This window comes from Pseudomonas sp. (assembly GCF_050739775.1).
GTDB lineage: Bacteria > Pseudomonadota > Gammaproteobacteria > Pseudomonadales > Pseudomonadaceae > Aquipseudomonas.
The window spans coordinates 1-16,262 of record NZ_JBOICA010000027.1 but is presented as its reverse complement, the minus strand read 5'-3'; the positions used below and the strand labels follow the sequence as shown (position 1 = coordinate 16,262).

Here is a 16,262-nt window from a genome sequence, read left to right as displayed (position 1 = left end):
AGATCGTCCTATCCACAAATTAAATGTTGAAATACCCGGTATTTGATTGCTGAATGCCGACAGGGCTGATCTGCGTATCGGCATTACTGGCCAATCGGCTTAGGGCAGAACGGAGACCGGGTACACCGCATCGGCCACCCGCAACGCCTTGGGAATCAGGCCCAGGCCCTGGAAGGTGTCGGCCAGTTTCTGTTGTTCGGCGGTGATTTTGCCGTCGATCGGCACGGCATTGTAGTTGCGCCGTTCACTGGCCACCTGCAACACATCGGCGCCGATGCCCAGTTGCGGGGCGAGCAGGGCGGCAACCTCATCGGGCTTGTGGTTGGCCCAGTCGCTGACCTTGGCCAGTTCACTGAAGAAGGTCTTGAGCAACGCGCGGTTGTTATCGGCAAAGGCGGCAGACGACAGGTAGAAGGTGCGGTTGTTGGACAGGCCGCTGCCGTCACGCAGGTTTTTCAGCCCCGGTTGTTGTTCCGCGGCGGCCAGGAACGGGTCCCACAGGGTCACGGCCTGTACGCTGCCCGATTGCAGCGCCGCCACCGCGTCGGCGGCGTTGTTGACGTAGGCCGGGGTGATGTCCTTGTAGCTCAGGCCAGCATCCTGCAGGGCCACGGCTAGCAGGTACTGGGCGTTCCAGCCGCGACCAGTGGCCACGCGCTGGCCCTTGAGGGCCTGGACGTTGGCGATTTTGTCCTGTTCGCGCACCACCAGGCCGATACCGCGCGGGTAGGGCTGTTCGGCGGCCAGGTAGACTACCGGCTTGCCGGCGGCCTGGGCGAATACTGAAGGCGCATCGGCGGCATGGCCCAGGTCGATGGCGCCGGTGCTCAGCGCTTCGAGCAGTTGCGGGCCGGCAGCGAACTCGTACCAGCTGACAGTCACGTCTTGTGGCGCCAGGGCTTTTTCCAGGGCGCCGCTGCCTTTGAGGATGTTGATGCTGTTGAATTTCTGATAGCCGATGCGCAGGGTCTTGGCGGGCTCGGCCACCGCGCTCTGGCCAGGTAGCAGCAGCGCGGCGAAGGCGGCAAGCAGGCCGCCGGTCAACAGGCGGCGCAGGGGGGAATGGGGCTGTTGCGGCATGGGCGGACTCCAGGGGCTCAAGGACAGGTGGTGTCCGAAAATATAAGGAGCCCGAGTGAGCGTTTCAATTTGTTTATTCCGTTTTGTTAGATTGTTTTGTTATTTTTATATCTTTTTGTTTTATTTGATCAGTGACCTTATCGCCGGGCAGCGTTCAATTCAGCGGGCAGTCTTGTTAATCGGCACATGCAGGGTCGACTTCACCCGCTCCAGCACCACAATAGTCCGAAACCACTTCACGTTCGGGTTGTCATGGAACAATCGTTGGGCGAGGGCCTGGAACGCGCTCATGCTCGCCACCGTCAGCACCAGCATGAAATCGGCATCACCGGTGACGTAGTAGCACTGCTGGATCTCGGGCCCGGAGAAGGCCTGTTTCATCAGCTCAAGGTCTGCCGACTGGGTGCGGTCGGCATGCACCTCGACCATCAAGGTGATCACCTGGCCGACTTTTTCCGGATCGACCACCGCCGCGTTAGCCTGGATAAAACCGGCGCTCTTCAACCGCTGGATGCGCCGTTGCACCGATGCTGTGGACAGGTGCACCTGCTCGGCCAATTCTCGCAGAGGCAGGCTGTTGTCCTGTTGCAAGTTGTTGAGCAGGGCAAGGTCGAAATCATCCAGCGCAGGCTTCATGTGCAAAATTTTCTCATCTTGAGGGTGAAAAACGAGGGCACTTATCAGGCGCTACGCAATAAATTATCACCGACCGAACACTCCGTGAAGGACACTGCAATGCACCGGCCCGCTACCCTCAACGCCTCCCTGGGCGTGCTGCTCAACGTACTGGCGTCGGTACTGTTTGCGCTGATGTACGCCTATACTCATCTGCTCGAACCCCTGGGCGGCGAAGAAATTTACGGCTGGCGGATTCTCCTGACCGTACCTTGCCTGACCCTGATGGTGCTCGCCACTGGTCACTGGCACGAGGTGCGCCGGCTGTTTCAGCGGCTGTTTCGCGAGCGCCTGTTCTGGGCTTTGCGCCTGTTGTCGGCGGCCTTGCTCGGCGTGCAGTTGTGGCTGTTCATGTGGGCTCCGATCAACGGTTATGGCCTTGATGTGTCGCTGGGCTATTTCCTCATGCCGCTGACCATGGTGATCCTCGGCCGTCTGGCCTTCAACGACAACATCAGTCGCCTGCAATTGCTGGCCTGTGCGCTGGCGGCGCTGGGCATCATCAATCAGATCGCCATTGCCAAGGCCATCACCTGGCCGGTGCTGGTGGTGGGGCTGGGGTATCCGCTGTACTTCTGGCTGCGCCGGGTCAGCGACAGCAACAACATGGGCGGCTTGTGGTTCGACATGAGCCTGAGCCTGCCGGTCAGCCTGTTTTTCGTACTTAAGGGCGGGATAGTGCTGGGCGTCGCGGGCAGTGGTTCAAGCTTGCCGTGGCTGGTCGCCGGGCTAGGGGCGATCAGTGCGTCTGCCTTGGCCTTGCAAGCGCTGTCGGGGCCACGCTTGAACCTGACGTTGTTCGGCCTGCTGATCTACGTCGAACCGATCCTGCTGGTGCTGGCTGCGATCCTGCTGGGGGAAACCATCGCCCCGGCGCAATGGCCCACTTACATCGCCATCTGGCTGGCGGTGCTGGTGCTGGTGGTGGAAGGCGGCTTGAGCCTGAACAGCAGTCGCCGTGGTTACTCGCCCAGCCGTTGTTCACGTGAAGGCGGGTAGCCGAAGTAGGCGCTGTAGCATTTGCTGAAATGCGAGACCGAGACAAAGCCACAGGCAATCGCCACATCCATCAACGGCAGGTCGGAATACTGCAGCAGGCGTCGGCTTTTGGTAATGCGCAGCTCCATGTAATAGCGACTCGGGGAGGTACCCAGTTGCGCCTGGAACAAACGGTCGATCTGGCGTCGCGAGCGACCGCTGTAACTGGCGAGTTGATCCAGGCTCAGGGTTTCTTCCAGGTTGTTCTCCATCAACTCGACAATGGTGCGCAGCGGCGCGCTCATGGACTTTTTCGAGCTGCTGTCGACCCGGCGAAAGCGTGCGCCGGAGAACGCCAGGATCTCCTCGACCCCGGCCGCCAGCGCTTCGCCTTGTTGCAATTTGAGCAGCGCCAGCATCATCTCCAGCGCGCCATTGGGGCTGGCCGCGGTCAAGCGGTCGCGGTCGAGGACAAAACTTGCCGGCGTGATCGTACTTTGCGCACTGCGCTCGGCCAGACTCGCCCGTTGCTCGGGGTGAATGGTACAGCTGTAGTCCGCCAGCACCCCGGCACGGCCGAGAAAATAGGCACCGTTCCACAGCCCGCCCAGCGCCAGGCCATGGCTTGCTGCCTCGGCCAGCAGGCGGTCCAGTTGCGGGTACTTGAGCGGCGTGCGCAGCCCTCCGCAGACCACCAGCATATCCAGATCATTCAGGCTGGCCCGCTCAAGGCCTGCGGCATAGATTTCCAGACCCAGGTCGCTGATCACCCGTTCTGCGCCCAATGACAGCGGTGTGATGACGAACAGGTTGTGCTGCAGCAGATTGGCGGTAACCAGCACATCCATGGCCACGGTGAAGCTGGCCATGGAGAAGTTCTCCAGCAGCAGGAAGCCGACGCGGTAGGCGGGTGAGGAGGGCGCCTGCGGGTGCTTGAGGTTCAGCATGTTTGTTGTACTGGATTTTTGGCTGAAGTGGCGAGGGCTGGGCAATTTCGGCTCCGCAGGGCATTGATTCATAAGGCGCGCGGCGTTGATCATGCCTGACATCCTGCGGGATGCGAATACACCGCTGATGCAACTTCCGGCGCCAGACCATCTTGGGGTAACTGGCTAGCGCTTGGTCGTTGTAGGATCCATGAATCATTTCGGTAAGGCTTAATGTAAAAACTCCGGACTCTAATGCCAGACCCACACAGCTGAGTCGTGACATGCCCTCATCCCATCTTGACCCGCTGCGCCGGGTGATCGAACAGCTTCAGGTCGCTCCGGCCCCTGAACCGTGGCAACTCAAGACGCAATCGACCATCGCCGGTCTGCTGGAAATCGGCTTTGACCATGACAGTGAGCTGCTGCTGGTCGCCTCAAGTTCCGGGCGCAGTGTGATCGACTGCCAGACCGGGGCAAAAGTCGCCCGCGACCGCACCGACAACCTGGGCAGCGACCGTCATCTGCAAACCCGCGGCATCGGCCCGTTGCACGAGCGGGTGATCCGCATGGCCGGCATCAATGGCGGCGGCCTGCCGGTGGCCACCGCCGATGGCTGGATGGTCGAGGACATCACCCTGGCGTGGCCCGCACAGCATCTGCTGCTGGTTGAACCGGGTTCGTGGCTGCACGGTGCGCGCTACAACCGACCAGCCCTGTTCCACAAGCTGGGGGTGGAACTGGAGGTGAGGGCGTTCGGCTTTTCCTATACCGGCTTGAGCCTGGTGATTGCCACCGCTGGAGAAGTGGTGGTCTATGGGCGCTGCGGCAAGTCATTGTCGGCCTGATCCTGCCTGCCGTTTACACACCTCTCATCGCTTTTCACTGCGATATTTCCCACTTAGTGGGAATCCTGTTTCACCCTTCGAGAAAACCCTGTGCTCCATGTTCGCAAGGAGCACACATGAACTACACCACGCCCACCGATCGCTTGCTGCAGATCCTCGTCGCCCTTGGCCAGGCCAATGAAGCCGTGTCGGCCAAGGAACTGAGCCTGCAACTGGAACAGCCCCTGAGCAGCACCTACCGGCACCTGAAGACCCTGCTGCGTTGGGGCCTGGCTGAAGACAATGGCCATGGTCGCTACCTGCCTGGGCCTGCCTGCCTGCAGCTGGCAAACAAATTCGACCGCGAAGCGCTGCTGGTGTCACAGGCCTTGCCTGAGCTCAAACGCCTGGCCGAGTTGAGCCGCGAAAGCGTTGCGCTGATGGTGCCCAGCAATGGCCAGGCCATTTGCATCGAGCTGATCGACAGCCCGCAGCCGCTGCGTTGCTGCTACCAGAAGGGCCTGGCCCAGCCGCTGCTGGTCGGTGCTTCGGCGCGGGTGCTGCTGGCGCATATGGCGCCAGAACGCAGCGAAGCCATCCTGCACGAGCATGGCGTCGACGCTGAAGGCGTCGAGGACTATCACCAGAGCTTCATCCCCATTCGCGCCCAGGGCTATGCCGTCAGCCTGGGTGAAATCGACGACGGCATCTGGGGCGTCAGCGCCCCGGTGCTCGACAGCCGCAACCGCCTGCATGGCGCAATCAGCCTGATGGCTCCGGCCTTTCGCGCGCAGCAGAACAGCGAACGCCTGACCCGCTGGACCCGAGAGGTCGCCCTGCGCGTAGGCGCGCGGCTGGACTGAATCCACCTGGAGTACCCGCATGACTGCAACTATCGCCATGCCCCTGTGGCAAGGCCGAATCGACGCTGACGAAGGAGCGTCGGCACTGCGCTGGCACCAATGGGTGCAGCCCTACGACAACGAGCAAGCGCCTGGCACCGCGCTGGTGGGCCTGGCGTGCGATGAAGGCGTCACCCGCAACCAGGGCCGCAGCGGCGCCCGCCAGGGGCCACCGGCCTTGCGCAAGGCCCTGGCCAACCTGGCCTGGCGTGGCCAGCGTGCACTTTACGACAGCGGCGACATCGCCTGCGTCGGCACTGACCTGGAAGGCGCGCAGCAGGCCTACGCCGAGCGTGTCAGCCAACTGCTCGACCAGGGCCATCTGCCCCTGGGTTTGGGAGGCGGCCACGAAATCGCCTACGCCAGCTTCCTTGGCCTGGCCGAACACCTGCGTCAGCGCGAGGCGCGCCCGCGTATCGGCATCCTCAACTTCGATGCCCATTTCGACCTGCGCCACGCCGCGCAAAGCAGCTCCGGCACGCCGTTCCGGCAGATCGCCGAATACTGCCAGCAGGCCGGCCTGGCCTTCGACTACTGCTGCCTGGGCGTGAGCGAGCTGAACAACACCCAAGCGCTGTTCGACCAGGCCCAGCGCCTGAACGTGCGCTATCGCCTGGACCGGCAGATGCAACCGTGGAATGTCCCGGCCATCGAGGGCTTTGTCGATGAGTTTTTGAGCGGCATCGATCACTTGTACATGACCGTCTGCCTCGACGTGCTGCCCGCCAGCCAGGCCCCCGGCGTGAGTGCGCCGTCGGCCCATGGCGTCGACCTGATGGTGGTCGAGCACCTGGTCCGCCAGGCCAAGGCCAGCGGCAAGCTGCGCATGGCCGACATCGCCGAGCTCAACCCGGGCCTCGACCAGGACCAGCGCACCGCGCGCATAGGCGCACGGCTGCTGGCCAGCCTGGTCGACTGAGCCCTTCACCCCATTAATCCAAGTATAAAAACAAGAGTGCTAACCCATGCTGACCCTGCAACTCGATGCACTGACCACCGTCGCCCTGGCCCTTGTGCTGCTGGCGATTGGGGCACAACTGAAAAAGCACAGCTACTGGCTGCGCCAACTCTGTGTACCGGCCCCAGTGATCGGCGGCTTTGGCTTTGCCCTGGCGGTGTGGCTGCTGCGTAACCAGCAATGGCTGGACATCAAGCTCGACACCGCGATGCAAACTCCGTTGATGGTGGCGTTCTTCACCACGGTCGGTCTGGGCGGCAGCCTCGGCTTGCTGCGTCAGGGCGGCAAGATCCTGTTCGTCTACCTCGGCGCCTGCTGGGGCCTGGCCTTGTTGCAGAACCTGGTGGGTGTCGGCATGGCCAAAGCGCTGGGCATCGACCCGTTGCTGGGGATCATGGCCGGTGCGGTGTCGCTGGAAGGCGGCTTTGGTGCCGCGGCGGCCTTCGGACCGATTGCCGAGAGCCTCGGCACCAGCGGTGCTACCACGGCGGCACTGGCCTCGGCGACCTTCGGCATGGTCGCTGGCGGTTTGCTTGGCAGCCCGGTGGCGCGCTACCTGATCGACCGTAAAAAACTGGTGGTCAAGGCCGACCAGGTCGACACCCTGCAAGCCCTGGAAAAAGCCAACGAAGCCCCGAGCGTACCCCTGGATGCCGCCGTGCTGCTGCGGCTGCTTACTTGCATGCTGGTGATCATGGTACTGGGTTTCTGGATTGGCAACGCCTTGAAAGAGCACCTGGGCATCGTCCTGCCGGTGTACGTCGGCGCGATGTTCGTCGCCATCATCCTGCGCAACCTCAACGACCGCGCGCGGGTTATCGAGATACCGGACAACGCCGTCAGTACCCTGGGCGACATCAGTCTGGGGATGTTCCTGACCATGGCGATGATGAGTCTCAAGTTCTGGGAGCTGGAACAACTGGGCCTGCCACTACTGGTTATCCTGGTGGTGCAAGTAGTGATCATGGTGCTGCTGTGCGTCTTCATGCTGTTCCGCCTGTTCGGCGGCAACTACGATGCTGCCGTGCTCTGCGCCGGCTACATGGGCCATGGCCTGGGCGCCACGCCCAATGCGGTGGCCAACATGGGTGCTATCTGTGACCACTATAAAGTGTTTTCGTACAAGGCCTTTATCATCGTGCCGCTGTGTGGGGCGGTGCTGATCGACATTGTCGCCTTGCCGTTGATTACCTGGTTTATCAACGCATTCAGCTGACATCGCAGGCGCCCTGGAGGCAAACTGACCACTGACTGAAGGAAAAGCGCTTTTCTCCCTTTCGATAAGTACCGAGGGAAGGCACAATGCGTGTCCTTTTTTTGGCCGGCCTGGCCGGGGGCCTCGAAATGATCAAAACGCCGTACTACCTCATCGACAAAACCAAGCTGCTGCGCAACATGGAGAAGATCGCCTACGTGCGTGAAAACTCCGGGGCCAAGGCCCTGCTGGCACTCAAGTGCTTTGCCACCTGGTCGGTGTTCGACCTGATGCAGCAGTACATGGACGGCACCACCTCGTCGTCGCTCTACGAACTCAAGCTGGGGCGTCAGAAGTTCGCTGGCGAGGCTCACGCCTACAGTGTGGCCTGGGCCGACGACGAGATCGGCGAGATGATCGAGAACTGCGACAAGATCATCTTCAACTCCATCGGCCAGCTGCAACGCTTCGCCGAACAGACCGAAGGCACTGTGCGCGGCCTGCGCGTCAATCCGCAAGTGAGCAGCTCCGACTACCTCCTGGCCGACCCGGCGCGTCCGTTCAGCCGCCTGGGCGAGTGGGATCCGGTGAAAGTCGAGGAGGTCATCGAGCAGATCTCCGGCTTCATGTTCCACAATAACTGCGAGAACGACGACTTCGGCCTGTTCGACCAGATGCTGTGCACCATCGAGGAGCGCTTCGGCCACCTGCTGCACCAGGTCAAGTGGGTGAGCCTGGGTGGCGGTATCCACTTCACCGGTGAGGACTACGCGCTGGACGCTTTCTGCGCGCGCCTGAAGGCCTTCTCCGAGAAATACGGCGTACAGGTCTACCTGGAACCGGGCGAAGCGGCGATCACCCAGAGCGCCTCGCTGGAAGTGACCGTACTCGACACCCTGTACAACGGCAAGCACCTGGCCGTGGTCGACAGCTCCATCGAAGCGCACATGCTCGACCTGCTGATCTACCGCCTCAACGCCAAGCTGGCGCCAAGCGCAGGCGAACACACCTACATGGTGTGCGGCAAGTCCTGCCTGGCCGGCGACATCTTCGGCGAGTATCAATTTGATCGTCCGCTGGCCATTGGCGATCGGCTGTCGTTTGTTGACGCAGCGGGTTACACCATGGTCAAGAAAAACTGGTTCAACGGCCTGAAAATGCCGTCCATCGTAGTGAAACAACTTGACGGTAGTGTCGAGGTGGTTCGCGAGTTTGGTTTCGAAGACTACTTGTCCAGCCTGTCTTGAGCTGGCAGTAAAGGAGAGATAGATAAATTGAAGAAGAACGTTCTTATCATTGGTGCAGGAGGTGTCGCCAAGGTGGTGGCCCACAAGTGCGCGCAGCACAACGACGAACTCGGTCGTATTGCTATCGCGTCGCGCAACATCTCCAAATGCCAGGCCATCATCGACAGCGTCAAGGCCAAGGGCAGCCTCAAACAGCCCGCTGAAATCAAGGCGTTCGCGCTCAACGCCCTGGATGTCGAAGCGACCAAGGCGCTGATCCGCGAAACCGAATCGCAGATCGTCATCAACGTCGGTTCCGCCTTCCTCAATATGTCGGTGCTGCGTGCCTGCATCGATACCGGCGTGGCCTACCTGGACACCGCCATCCACGAAGAACCGGGCAAGATCTGCGAAACCCCGCCCTGGTACGGCAACTACGAGTGGAAACACCTCGAGGAATGCCAGCAGAAGAACATTACCGCCATTCTCGGCGTAGGCTTCGACCCAGGTGTGGTCAATGCCTATGCGGCACTGGCGCAACAACAGTATTTCGACCGCATTGATTCAATCGATATTCTCGACGTCAATGCCGGTTCACACGGCAAGTACTTCGCCACCAACTTCGACCCGGAAATCAACTTCCGCGAGTTCACCGGGCAGGTGTGGAGCTGGCAGAACAGCCAGTGGACCAGCAACACCATGTTCGAAGTCAAGCGTACCGACGACCTGCCGGTGGTAGGTTCGCAGAACCTGTACCTGACCGGCCACGACGAAGTGCACTCGCTGTCGAAGAACCTCGACGTGCCGAACGTGCGTTTCTGGATGAGCTTTGGTGAGCACTACATCAATGTCTTCACCGTGCTCAAGAACCTTGGCCTGCTCAGCGAGCAGCCGGTCAAGACTGCTGAAGGCCTGGAAGTTGTGCCGCTGAAAGTGGTCAAGGCCGTGCTGCCTGATCCATCCTCGCTGGCGCCAGGCTACACCGGCAAGACCTGCATTGGTGACCTGGTCAAGGGCAGCAAGGATGGCCAGCCACGTGAGGTCTTCATCTACAACGTGGCCGACCATGAAGAGGCTTACGCCGAGACCGACAGCCAGGGCATTTCCTACACCGCAGGCGTACCGCCTGTGGCAGCAGCCTTGCTGGTTGCCCGTGGCGAGTGGGATGTGCAGCGCATGGTCAACGTCGAGGAACTGCCGGCTGAACCGTTCCTCAAGGCGCTGGACGTGATGGGCCTGCCGACCCGTATCAAGGACGAGAACGGCGACCGTCCCTGGAACTGATCCTCTGAGGTTCCAGTAAACCTGTGTGGAGCGGGCTTGACCCGCTCCCACAGCTTAGAAACTGTAATCCACGGTCGCAAAGTATGAGCGCGGCTCACCCATCAACCATTGCTCGCCACTCTGTGCGCTCGCAGCATAGCGGCGGTCCAGCAGGTTGTTCAGCTGCAGGCCCAGGCGCACATCCGGCAACACCTGCCAACCGAGGTTGGCATCGACCACGGTAAAGCCTGGTACGGTCTGGGTATTGGCGGTGTTGGCATAACGCTCATCGACATAGCGCAGGCCCATACCGGCATCCACGCCGTGGCCCAGGCCTTTGCTCACCCATAGGTTGGCGGTGCGGCGCGGTACGTTGCTTGGGCGGTTACCGGCGCGCGAGACCGACTGGCCGCCTACCGTCTGCTCGAAGTCGTCGTACTTGGCGCGCACCACCGAGGCGTTGGCCGAAACATGCCACTGGTTGGCCAGGGCCAGTTCCAGGGTCGCTTCCAGGCCATCGGCGGTCTGCTGCCCGGCCTGCTGTTTCTGGTGGGTGATCGGGTCGTCGACCAGCAACTTCTTCTTGACGATGTGATAAGCCGCCAGGGTCCATTCGCCACGGCCGTCCCAGAACAGTTGCTTGAGGCCGAACTCGGTCTGCCTGGCTTCGGTCAGGTCGAAGTTCTGCTGGCTTGGGCTGAGGGTGATCAGGTCACTGACGCCATCTTCGCTGGTGGAATACTGACCATACAGCGACAGTTCATCGGTCACGGCAAAGACCAGGCCTGCACGCCAGTTACCCCCGTTGAGACTACGGTCAGTGCGGCTGTTGGTGACCAGGTTGTCGCGGTCGATATGGTTCTGGTCGCGGCGAATACCCGTCACCAGCGACCAGCGCTCGGACAGCTGGGTGCGGTTTTCGGCGAACAGGGCGAAGGTGCGGGTAATGCTGTGGGATTGCGCGCGGGTTGGGTCCTGGCTATGGAAGTCGCCGGGTGCCGGATTCCAGGGGTCGATGAAGTCGCCACCGATGTCGTTGTACGGCGAGTTGCTGTCGATGCTGAAACGAATGCGGTTGTACTCGGCACCCACCACAGTCTTGCTGGCCAGGCCGAACAGCGTGTGATCGAAGGTAAAGCTCTGGCGATCGCCGAGCTGTTCCTGGTCGTGTTTGATTTCCAGGTAACTGCCGCGCTGCAGTTGTCCCTGACCGCTGCTCCAGGTGTAGTCCTCGGCGTTGCGCCAGTGCCGACGGCTCTTGATGTAGTAGAGCTGGTTGCTGGCGCTGATCGAATCACTGAGGGTCCAGTCACTGTTCAGGCGGGTCCACTCGTCATGGTAGCGCTGCACGTCATCGCGCACGTTGTAGTTCTTCTTGCGCAGGCTGTCGCGGTAGTGACCATCAATCAGCGGTGTGCCGAAGTAGTTCATCGGCTCGGCGTCACCACGCTCGTGGGCCAGGGTAAAACTCAGGTCGTCGCTGGCGTCGAAACGCAGGGCGGCGCTCATGGCCAGGTTCTTCGAGTCGCCGCGATCCACCCAACCGTTGCTTTGCTGACGGTTGAGGGTCATCCGGTAGCTCAGGCGCTCGCTCAGCGAGCCGCCACTGTCCAGGCCCAGTTGCTGATGGTCATAGGAGCCGTAGCCCAGGCGCAGCTGGTTGCGGACCTCGCCGGCGAAGGGTTTCTTCGGGATCACGTTGATCACCGCGCCGGTGGCGCCCTCACCATAGAGTACTGAGGCCGGGCCACGGATGATGTCGATGCGTTCGACCATCCAGGGGTCGACCGGAAAGGTCTGGGTGCCGGCACCGGTGTACATCCGCGAGCCATCGAACAGGGTCATCAGCGAACCGTGCCCTTCAAAGCCACGGGCCGACAGGGCGGTGTTGCCATTGCCTGGGGTCGCCACAGAAGTGATGCCCGGCGAACGGCTGACGGCATCTTGCACTGTGCGGTTGTTGCGCCTTTCGATGACCTCGGCACTGATGCTGCTGGTGCTGGCCGGGGTGTCCATGGCGCTGAGGTTCAAGCGCGAACCGGCCGGCAGTGGGGTGGCCAGGCTGATCGGTTGGTTATCGCTGCTGCTGGTGATGGCCGTCGAGGGCAAGGCCAGGGCCGTGGTGCCGGTTTCAGCGGCGAAGGCCGGCAAGGAAAATGCCAGGCAGGGGGCCAGGGCATTGAGCGCCAGGGTATGAAGCTTGGAGTAACGGGACATGTCGTTCCACAATCTACTGGAAGGAATGAATCCCGGAGGGAACAACGCATGGAGGAATTGCGCGCGCAGGCGCATGCAAACCGGCCTGCGCCCGCCCACCGCGGGGTTGCCAAACGAAGCTTCAGGCCGGTCTCCGGGCTTGCGAGGGTCATGAAGGCCTTCACCTTCCCATGCCGCAGCACAGTGGTGTTTCGAAGGCTTCGCTCGCTTACCGTTGCGGGGGCAGCGCCGGACTAATCACTTTAAGTGACGCACCGGCTTCCCGTTTCACCCTGCGCACGACGGCGCAGGACACCTGAAACTGGCGCGCATCTGAACATTGAAAGTCTTTGCAGTCAATGAGTTGCGCGGTTGGGGCTAAAAGCATCGCGGGTCAACGCCCGCGTTTGCGTGACACCACCGCCTCAATGTTCTTGCGCCCGATCAGCATGGGTTGCTGTGGTACTTCCAACCACTTGTACATCACCAGACAGTCGACCAGCCCCAGGCGTGCATGCCGATAGGCCCGTGGCAAACGCCCGACAACTTCAAAGCCAAGCTTGTGCCACAAGGCCACCGCCGCTTCGTTACTCGCAACCACCGAGTTGAACTGCATGGCCAGAAACCCCTGCTCGCGGGCCAGTCGTTGCGAGTGTTCGCACATCAGCCGGGCAACGCCACGTCCACGTGCGGCCTCGCTGACCATGTAGCCGCAATTGCTCACATGATTGCCAGGACCGGCAGCATTGGCCTTGAGGTAGTAGGAACCGAGCAGTTGCCCATCTTCCTCGGCCACCAGGGTGTGCAGTGGTGATTCCAGCCACAGCTGACGTGCCTGTTCCTGGCTCATGGCCGGGTCGAAGGCATAGGTTTCGCGGGCACTGACAATGGCCTGAAAGGTTGGCCAGAAGTGTTCGAAGTCAGCGGTGGTCATGGGGCGGATGTGGATCATGGCGGTTCCTGGCAACGTGAGCTGCGAGTCTGAGAGCGTTAGTGCCAGCATGCAACTGTTTGTGCATACCGGCATTCCTGCGATAAACATCAGATATAGATGAACACCAACACCAACGCCGCCACTACCGCCCATTTCTCCAGGTAATAACGGGTGCGGTTGCGTTTCTTCAGCGCCTTGCCGCGTTCGCGGATTTTGTAGATACGGGTGAACAGGCGGTTGATGCCGCCGGTCTTGTCACTGGCATCGTTCGGCGCAGCCGCTGCTGCCATGACGCTACGGCTGAACCAGCGGTTGAAGGCGGTGGCCCAGCGGTATTTGAGCGGGCGCTCGACGTCGCAGAACAGAATGATGCGGTTGTGCTCGGTCTGGTTGGAGGCGTAGTGGATGTAGGTTTCGTCGAATATCACCCCTTCGCCATCACGCCAGGCGTAGTTTTCGCCGTCCACGCAGATGTAGCAGGCGTCGTCGTTCGGCGTGTCCAGGCCCAGGTGGTAGCGGTAGGAACCGGCATACGGGTCGCGGTGGCGTACCAGTTTCGAGCCTGGCGGCAAGGTGGCGAACATGGCCGCTTTGACGGTGCCGATGCCTTGCAGCAGTTCGGTGGTGCGCGGGCAGAGTTTCATCGCCGAGGGGTGACTTTCGCCGTACCACTTCAAATAGAAGCGCTTCCAGCCGCTCTTGAAGAAGGAGTTGAAACCGACGTCGTCGTGATTTTGCGAACTTTTGATCTCACCGACATGCAGCAACTGCTGGGCTTCGGCGCGGATTTCCTGCCAGTTGTCTTGCAGCGGCTTGAGTTCGGGGAAGCTTTCGACCGGCAGGTAGGGTTTGGCCGGGAGCTTGGAGAACAGGTAGAGGAATACGTTCGCCGGGGCCAGGAAGCTCGAGTGGTCACCCAGCTGGCGGGTGATTTTGTGCCTGACTCGGCCGCGAAAATGGACGTAGGCAATCGAAAAAACAAACAGCAGAACAAGGAATACTTTCATGGGCGGATACTGCTCGATGTGGCGATGCGCCATGGCATGAACTTGCAAGCATAAACAATCACGACCGAGGTTTGTACGCAATGTTACTGGATCGGCGTGCGACATTAGTCCCAGATGCAAAGGTTTGCGTGGGGGCGGGCTTGTCCCAGTAAAAACCGGATATATCCCTATTCAGGAGGCTGACGGCTTCCGGTACGGGACGTTAGACTGGGCGAAACGACGACAGCGAAGGGGGCAGGCGTGGAGCAAGGCATTCGCGAAACGGGCGAGCCCTTCAAACGGCTTTTCTTTGCCGTCGACTGCACGTCGACGCAGCGCCGGGCTATCGCCCAATGGCGTAGTGAACTCGGTATGGGCAATGGCCGACCGGTGCCGTCGGCGCATTTCCATCTGACTCTGATGTTTCTTGGATCGGTGAGCACGGCACAGTTACCAGCCATCCTGGCGGCCGCTGCGGGGGTGAAAATGCCCGGTGTGCCGCTGACGGTGGAACTCGACCGCCTGGAAGTCTGGCGACATGCCAGGGCGCTGGTGTTGACGCCTAGCCAGACGCCGGTGGCCTTGCGGCAACTGGTCTACGCTCTGCAACAGGCGCTGTTGCCGCTCGGCTTTGCCGAGGCGCCGCGCGAGTACCGCCCGCACCTGACGTTGCTCCGCCACTATCAGGGGCCGGTGCCGGAAGCGCTGGTGGCGGCGGATTTTATTCTGCGAGCGCGGCACTTCACCTTGTTCGAATCGCGCAAAGGGCGTTACTGGCCATTGGCGCACTGGCCGCTACAGAGCGATTAGCTGGCTGCGCAAGCGGCCTTCATCACCGCCCAGGTGGCGGCATCAGCCGGAATCAGGTGCTCGATGCGCAGGGAGGCGACGGTGATGTCCTGGGGCATGCCGAAGGTGGTGAAAGTCGACAGAAAGCACAATTCGCCGGCGTTTGAATCGAGGCGGGTCATCAGTACCGGCGGTAGTGTCTGCTCGGCCTCGATGTGTTGCCCGTGCGGTACCGGCAGGCTCGCCAGCAACCGGGCGAGGTTCGTGTTGTCCAGTGCTTCGCGCGAAGCGCGTTGCCAGGCTACTCGGCGGATCTGTTCGGCATTGAGCAGTCGGTCACCCAGGCCGCCAGGAGCGAGCAGGGTGGTGAGCAGGTTGAGTTCGGCGCTGATGGCCTCAGCGGGCAAGCCCACCAGTTGCAGCAGGGCGGCGGTGCCAGCGTTGGCCGCGATCACGCTCCAGTTACTGTCGAGGACAATTGCCGGGGCCGGATCGTTGGCCCTGAGGATATGCATGATCGCCTGGTGCACCACCTCCAGGTCCGGATCGGCCAGCGGCAAGGCGGCATATCGGGGGCGAATCCTGCGGCGAGGAACAGCGCGTTGCGTGATGCCAGGGGCGTGTCCATGGCCGCGAGCAAGGTATCGAGCATGGTCGGGCTGGGCCGTGCCCGACCGGTTTCCAGGCAGCTCAGGTGGCGCTGGGAAATACCGCAATGCAAGGCCAGGTCGAGCTGGCTGAGGCCCGCCTGCTGGCGCAGTTTACGCAATTGCAAGCCGAGCGTGAGGGGCGGGATATTGAGGAATGTGGACATGGCGTGACTGTGCATGGCCTGGGCGCGAATGTCTATGACCTCACAGGTCATTGAGGTTCAGGGACGGGGTGGCTAGCCTGAAGGCCCTCATTGTCAAAGGACGACACCTGATGAAAAAGCCTTACCTGGCCTTTGTCGCATTGCTCGGGTTTGTCGGCTATACCGCCTTCACCATGCTCCATGCCGAGCAGACGCTGATTCAGTTTGGCCTGGAGTTGATGTCCAGACCGGACACCGCCCAGGTCGTCATCGACCTGTACCTGTTGGCGGTGTTGGCGTGTGTGTGGATGTACCGGGATGCACGTAGCCGAGGCCGAACGCTGGGAGCTGTGCTGCCGTATTTTGTGCTGACCGCGGTGTTCGTTTCGGTGGGGCCGTTGTTGTATATCGTGGTCAATGGCTTTCGGCGCTGCGACCCTGTCGCGGGGCAAGCTCGCTCTCATCAAACAAAATATAAGCCACTGATTCTTAAGTCTCTTAGGCTGCCACAAGCTGATACCCCAGTTTCCGGGC

General features: G+C 61.3%; 15 protein-coding genes, 2 pseudogenes and 1 riboswitch. Of the genes and pseudogenes, 10 read left to right on the top strand and 7 right to left on the bottom strand.

Going from position 1 to position 16,262, the window contains the following annotated elements; all coding sequences use genetic code 11:
- Positions 1-99 precede the first annotated feature (99 nt).
- Complete coding sequence (locus ACRESH_RS15405) at positions 100-1,080, bottom strand: aliphatic sulfonate ABC transporter substrate-binding protein (RefSeq protein ID WP_431742814.1); 981 nt, start codon at positions 1,078-1,080, stop codon at positions 100-102.
- 159 nt (positions 1,081-1,239) lie between these two features.
- Positions 1,240-1,716, bottom strand: coding sequence for an Lrp/AsnC family transcriptional regulator (locus ACRESH_RS15400; protein ID WP_431742813.1), 477 nt, complete (start codon positions 1,714-1,716; stop codon positions 1,240-1,242).
- A 99-nt stretch (positions 1,717-1,815) separates the two neighbouring features.
- Between ACRESH_RS15400 and rarD the strand changes: the two genes are divergently transcribed.
- Positions 1,816-2,754, top strand: coding sequence for an EamA family transporter RarD (rarD, locus tag ACRESH_RS15395; RefSeq protein WP_431742812.1), 939 nt, complete (start codon positions 1,816-1,818; stop codon positions 2,752-2,754).
- Here the strand turns inward: rarD and ACRESH_RS15390 are convergent.
- Positions 2,718-3,725 (bottom strand): GlxA family transcriptional regulator, encoded by a 1,008-nt coding sequence (locus ACRESH_RS15390; protein WP_431742811.1) that lies wholly within the window; start codon positions 3,723-3,725, stop codon positions 2,718-2,720. The genes rarD and ACRESH_RS15390 overlap by 37 nt on opposite strands.
- Positions 3,726-3,943: 218 nt before the next feature.
- Here ACRESH_RS15390 and ACRESH_RS15385 point away from each other — a divergent pair, with 218 nt between their 5' ends.
- The 6 genes from ACRESH_RS15385 (at position 3,944) to ACRESH_RS15360 (ending at position 10,051) form a co-directional block, all read left to right on the top strand.
- The gene (locus tag ACRESH_RS15385; RefSeq protein WP_431742810.1) at positions 3,944-4,507 is read left to right on the top strand and encodes a hypothetical protein; all 564 of its coding nucleotides are present in this window, start codon (positions 3,944-3,946) and stop codon (positions 4,505-4,507) included.
- Positions 4,508-4,623: 116 nt separating this feature from the next.
- Positions 4,624-5,349, top strand: a complete 726-nt coding sequence (locus ACRESH_RS15380) for an IclR family transcriptional regulator (protein ID WP_431742809.1) — start codon at positions 4,624-4,626, stop codon at positions 5,347-5,349.
- A 19-nt stretch (positions 5,350-5,368) separates the two neighbouring features.
- Entirely contained in the window at positions 5,369-6,307 is a 939-nt protein-coding gene (hutG, locus tag ACRESH_RS15375; RefSeq protein ID WP_431742808.1) for a formimidoylglutamase, read from the top strand.
- Positions 6,308-6,353: 46 nt separating this feature from the next.
- The gene (gene gltS / locus ACRESH_RS15370) at positions 6,354-7,562 is read left to right on the top strand and encodes a sodium/glutamate symporter (protein WP_431742807.1); all 1,209 of its coding nucleotides are present in this window, start codon (positions 6,354-6,356) and stop codon (positions 7,560-7,562) included.
- Between the two features lie 128 nt (positions 7,563-7,690).
- Complete coding sequence (nspC, locus tag ACRESH_RS15365) at positions 7,691-8,788, top strand: carboxynorspermidine decarboxylase (protein WP_431742870.1); 1,098 nt, start codon at positions 7,691-7,693, stop codon at positions 8,786-8,788.
- Between the two features lie 27 nt (positions 8,789-8,815).
- Positions 8,816-10,051: a saccharopine dehydrogenase family protein gene (locus ACRESH_RS15360; RefSeq protein WP_431742806.1), complete on the top strand. Its 1,236-nt coding sequence runs from the start codon at positions 8,816-8,818 to the stop codon at positions 10,049-10,051.
- Positions 10,052-10,105: 54 nt separating this feature from the next.
- Here the strand turns inward: ACRESH_RS15360 and ACRESH_RS15355 are convergent, their stop codons facing one another.
- The 3 genes from ACRESH_RS15355 to lpxO form a co-directional block, all read right to left on the bottom strand.
- A complete protein-coding gene (locus ACRESH_RS15355; protein WP_431742805.1) occupies positions 10,106-12,247 on the bottom strand; it encodes a TonB-dependent receptor in 2,142 nt (713 codons plus the stop codon).
- A gap of 107 nt (positions 12,248-12,354) precedes the next feature.
- A riboswitch (cobalamin riboswitch) is annotated at positions 12,355-12,561 on the bottom strand.
- A 59-nt stretch (positions 12,562-12,620) separates the two neighbouring features.
- Positions 12,621-13,178, bottom strand: coding sequence for an N-acetyltransferase family protein (locus ACRESH_RS15350; RefSeq protein WP_431742804.1), 558 nt, complete (start codon positions 13,176-13,178; stop codon positions 12,621-12,623).
- Positions 13,179-13,267: 89 nt separating this feature from the next.
- Positions 13,268-14,167, bottom strand: coding sequence for a lipid A hydroxylase LpxO (gene lpxO / locus ACRESH_RS15345; protein WP_431742803.1), 900 nt, complete (start codon positions 14,165-14,167; stop codon positions 13,268-13,270).
- A 240-nt stretch (positions 14,168-14,407) separates the two neighbouring features.
- Here lpxO and thpR point away from each other — a divergent pair, with 240 nt between their 5' ends.
- The gene (gene thpR / locus ACRESH_RS15340) at positions 14,408-14,956 is read left to right on the top strand and encodes an RNA 2',3'-cyclic phosphodiesterase (RefSeq protein ID WP_431742802.1); all 549 of its coding nucleotides are present in this window, start codon (positions 14,408-14,410) and stop codon (positions 14,954-14,956) included.
- Here thpR and ACRESH_RS15335 read toward each other — a convergent pair.
- Positions 14,953-15,704 (bottom strand): annotated as a pseudogene (locus tag ACRESH_RS15335) (helix-turn-helix domain-containing protein). The gene thpR and the pseudogene ACRESH_RS15335 sit on opposite strands and share 4 nt — an antisense overlap.
- Here ACRESH_RS15335 and ACRESH_RS15330 point away from each other — a divergent pair.
- Positions 15,651-15,803, top strand: a complete 153-nt coding sequence (locus ACRESH_RS15330; RefSeq protein WP_431742875.1) for a hypothetical protein — start codon at positions 15,651-15,653, stop codon at positions 15,801-15,803. The pseudogene ACRESH_RS15335 and the gene ACRESH_RS15330 sit on opposite strands and share 54 nt — an antisense overlap.
- A 56-nt stretch (positions 15,804-15,859) precedes the next feature.
- Positions 15,860-16,159: pseudogene (locus ACRESH_RS15325) on the top strand (DUF2834 domain-containing protein); the annotation flags it as partial.
- Positions 16,160-16,262 lie beyond the last annotated feature (103 nt).

Coding starts and splice junctions, on each gene's coding strand:
- ACRESH_RS15405 (WP_431742814.1), bottom strand. CDS start 1,080: ATGCCGCAACAGCCCCATTCCCCCCTGCGCCGCCTGTTGACCGGCGGC.
- ACRESH_RS15400 (WP_431742813.1), bottom strand. CDS start 1,716: ATGAAGCCTGCGCTGGATGATTTCGACCTTGCCCTGCTCAACAACTTG.
- rarD (WP_431742812.1), top strand. CDS start 1,816: ATGCACCGGCCCGCTACCCTCAACGCCTCCCTGGGCGTGCTGCTCAAC.
- ACRESH_RS15385 (WP_431742810.1), top strand. CDS start 3,944: ATGCCCTCATCCCATCTTGACCCGCTGCGCCGGGTGATCGAACAGCTT.
- ACRESH_RS15380 (WP_431742809.1), top strand. CDS start 4,624: ATGAACTACACCACGCCCACCGATCGCTTGCTGCAGATCCTCGTCGCC.
- hutG (WP_431742808.1), top strand. CDS start 5,369: ATGACTGCAACTATCGCCATGCCCCTGTGGCAAGGCCGAATCGACGCT.
- gltS (WP_431742807.1), top strand. CDS start 6,354: ATGCTGACCCTGCAACTCGATGCACTGACCACCGTCGCCCTGGCCCTT.
- nspC (WP_431742870.1), top strand. CDS start 7,691: ATGATCAAAACGCCGTACTACCTCATCGACAAAACCAAGCTGCTGCGC.
- ACRESH_RS15355 (WP_431742805.1), bottom strand. CDS start 12,247: ATGTCCCGTTACTCCAAGCTTCATACCCTGGCGCTCAATGCCCTGGCC.
- ACRESH_RS15350 (WP_431742804.1), bottom strand. CDS start 13,178: ATGATCCACATCCGCCCCATGACCACCGCTGACTTCGAACACTTCTGG.
- lpxO (WP_431742803.1), bottom strand. CDS start 14,167: ATGAAAGTATTCCTTGTTCTGCTGTTTGTTTTTTCGATTGCCTACGTC.
- ACRESH_RS15330 (WP_431742875.1), top strand. CDS start 15,651: ATGCAAGGCCAGGTCGAGCTGGCTGAGGCCCGCCTGCTGGCGCAGTTT.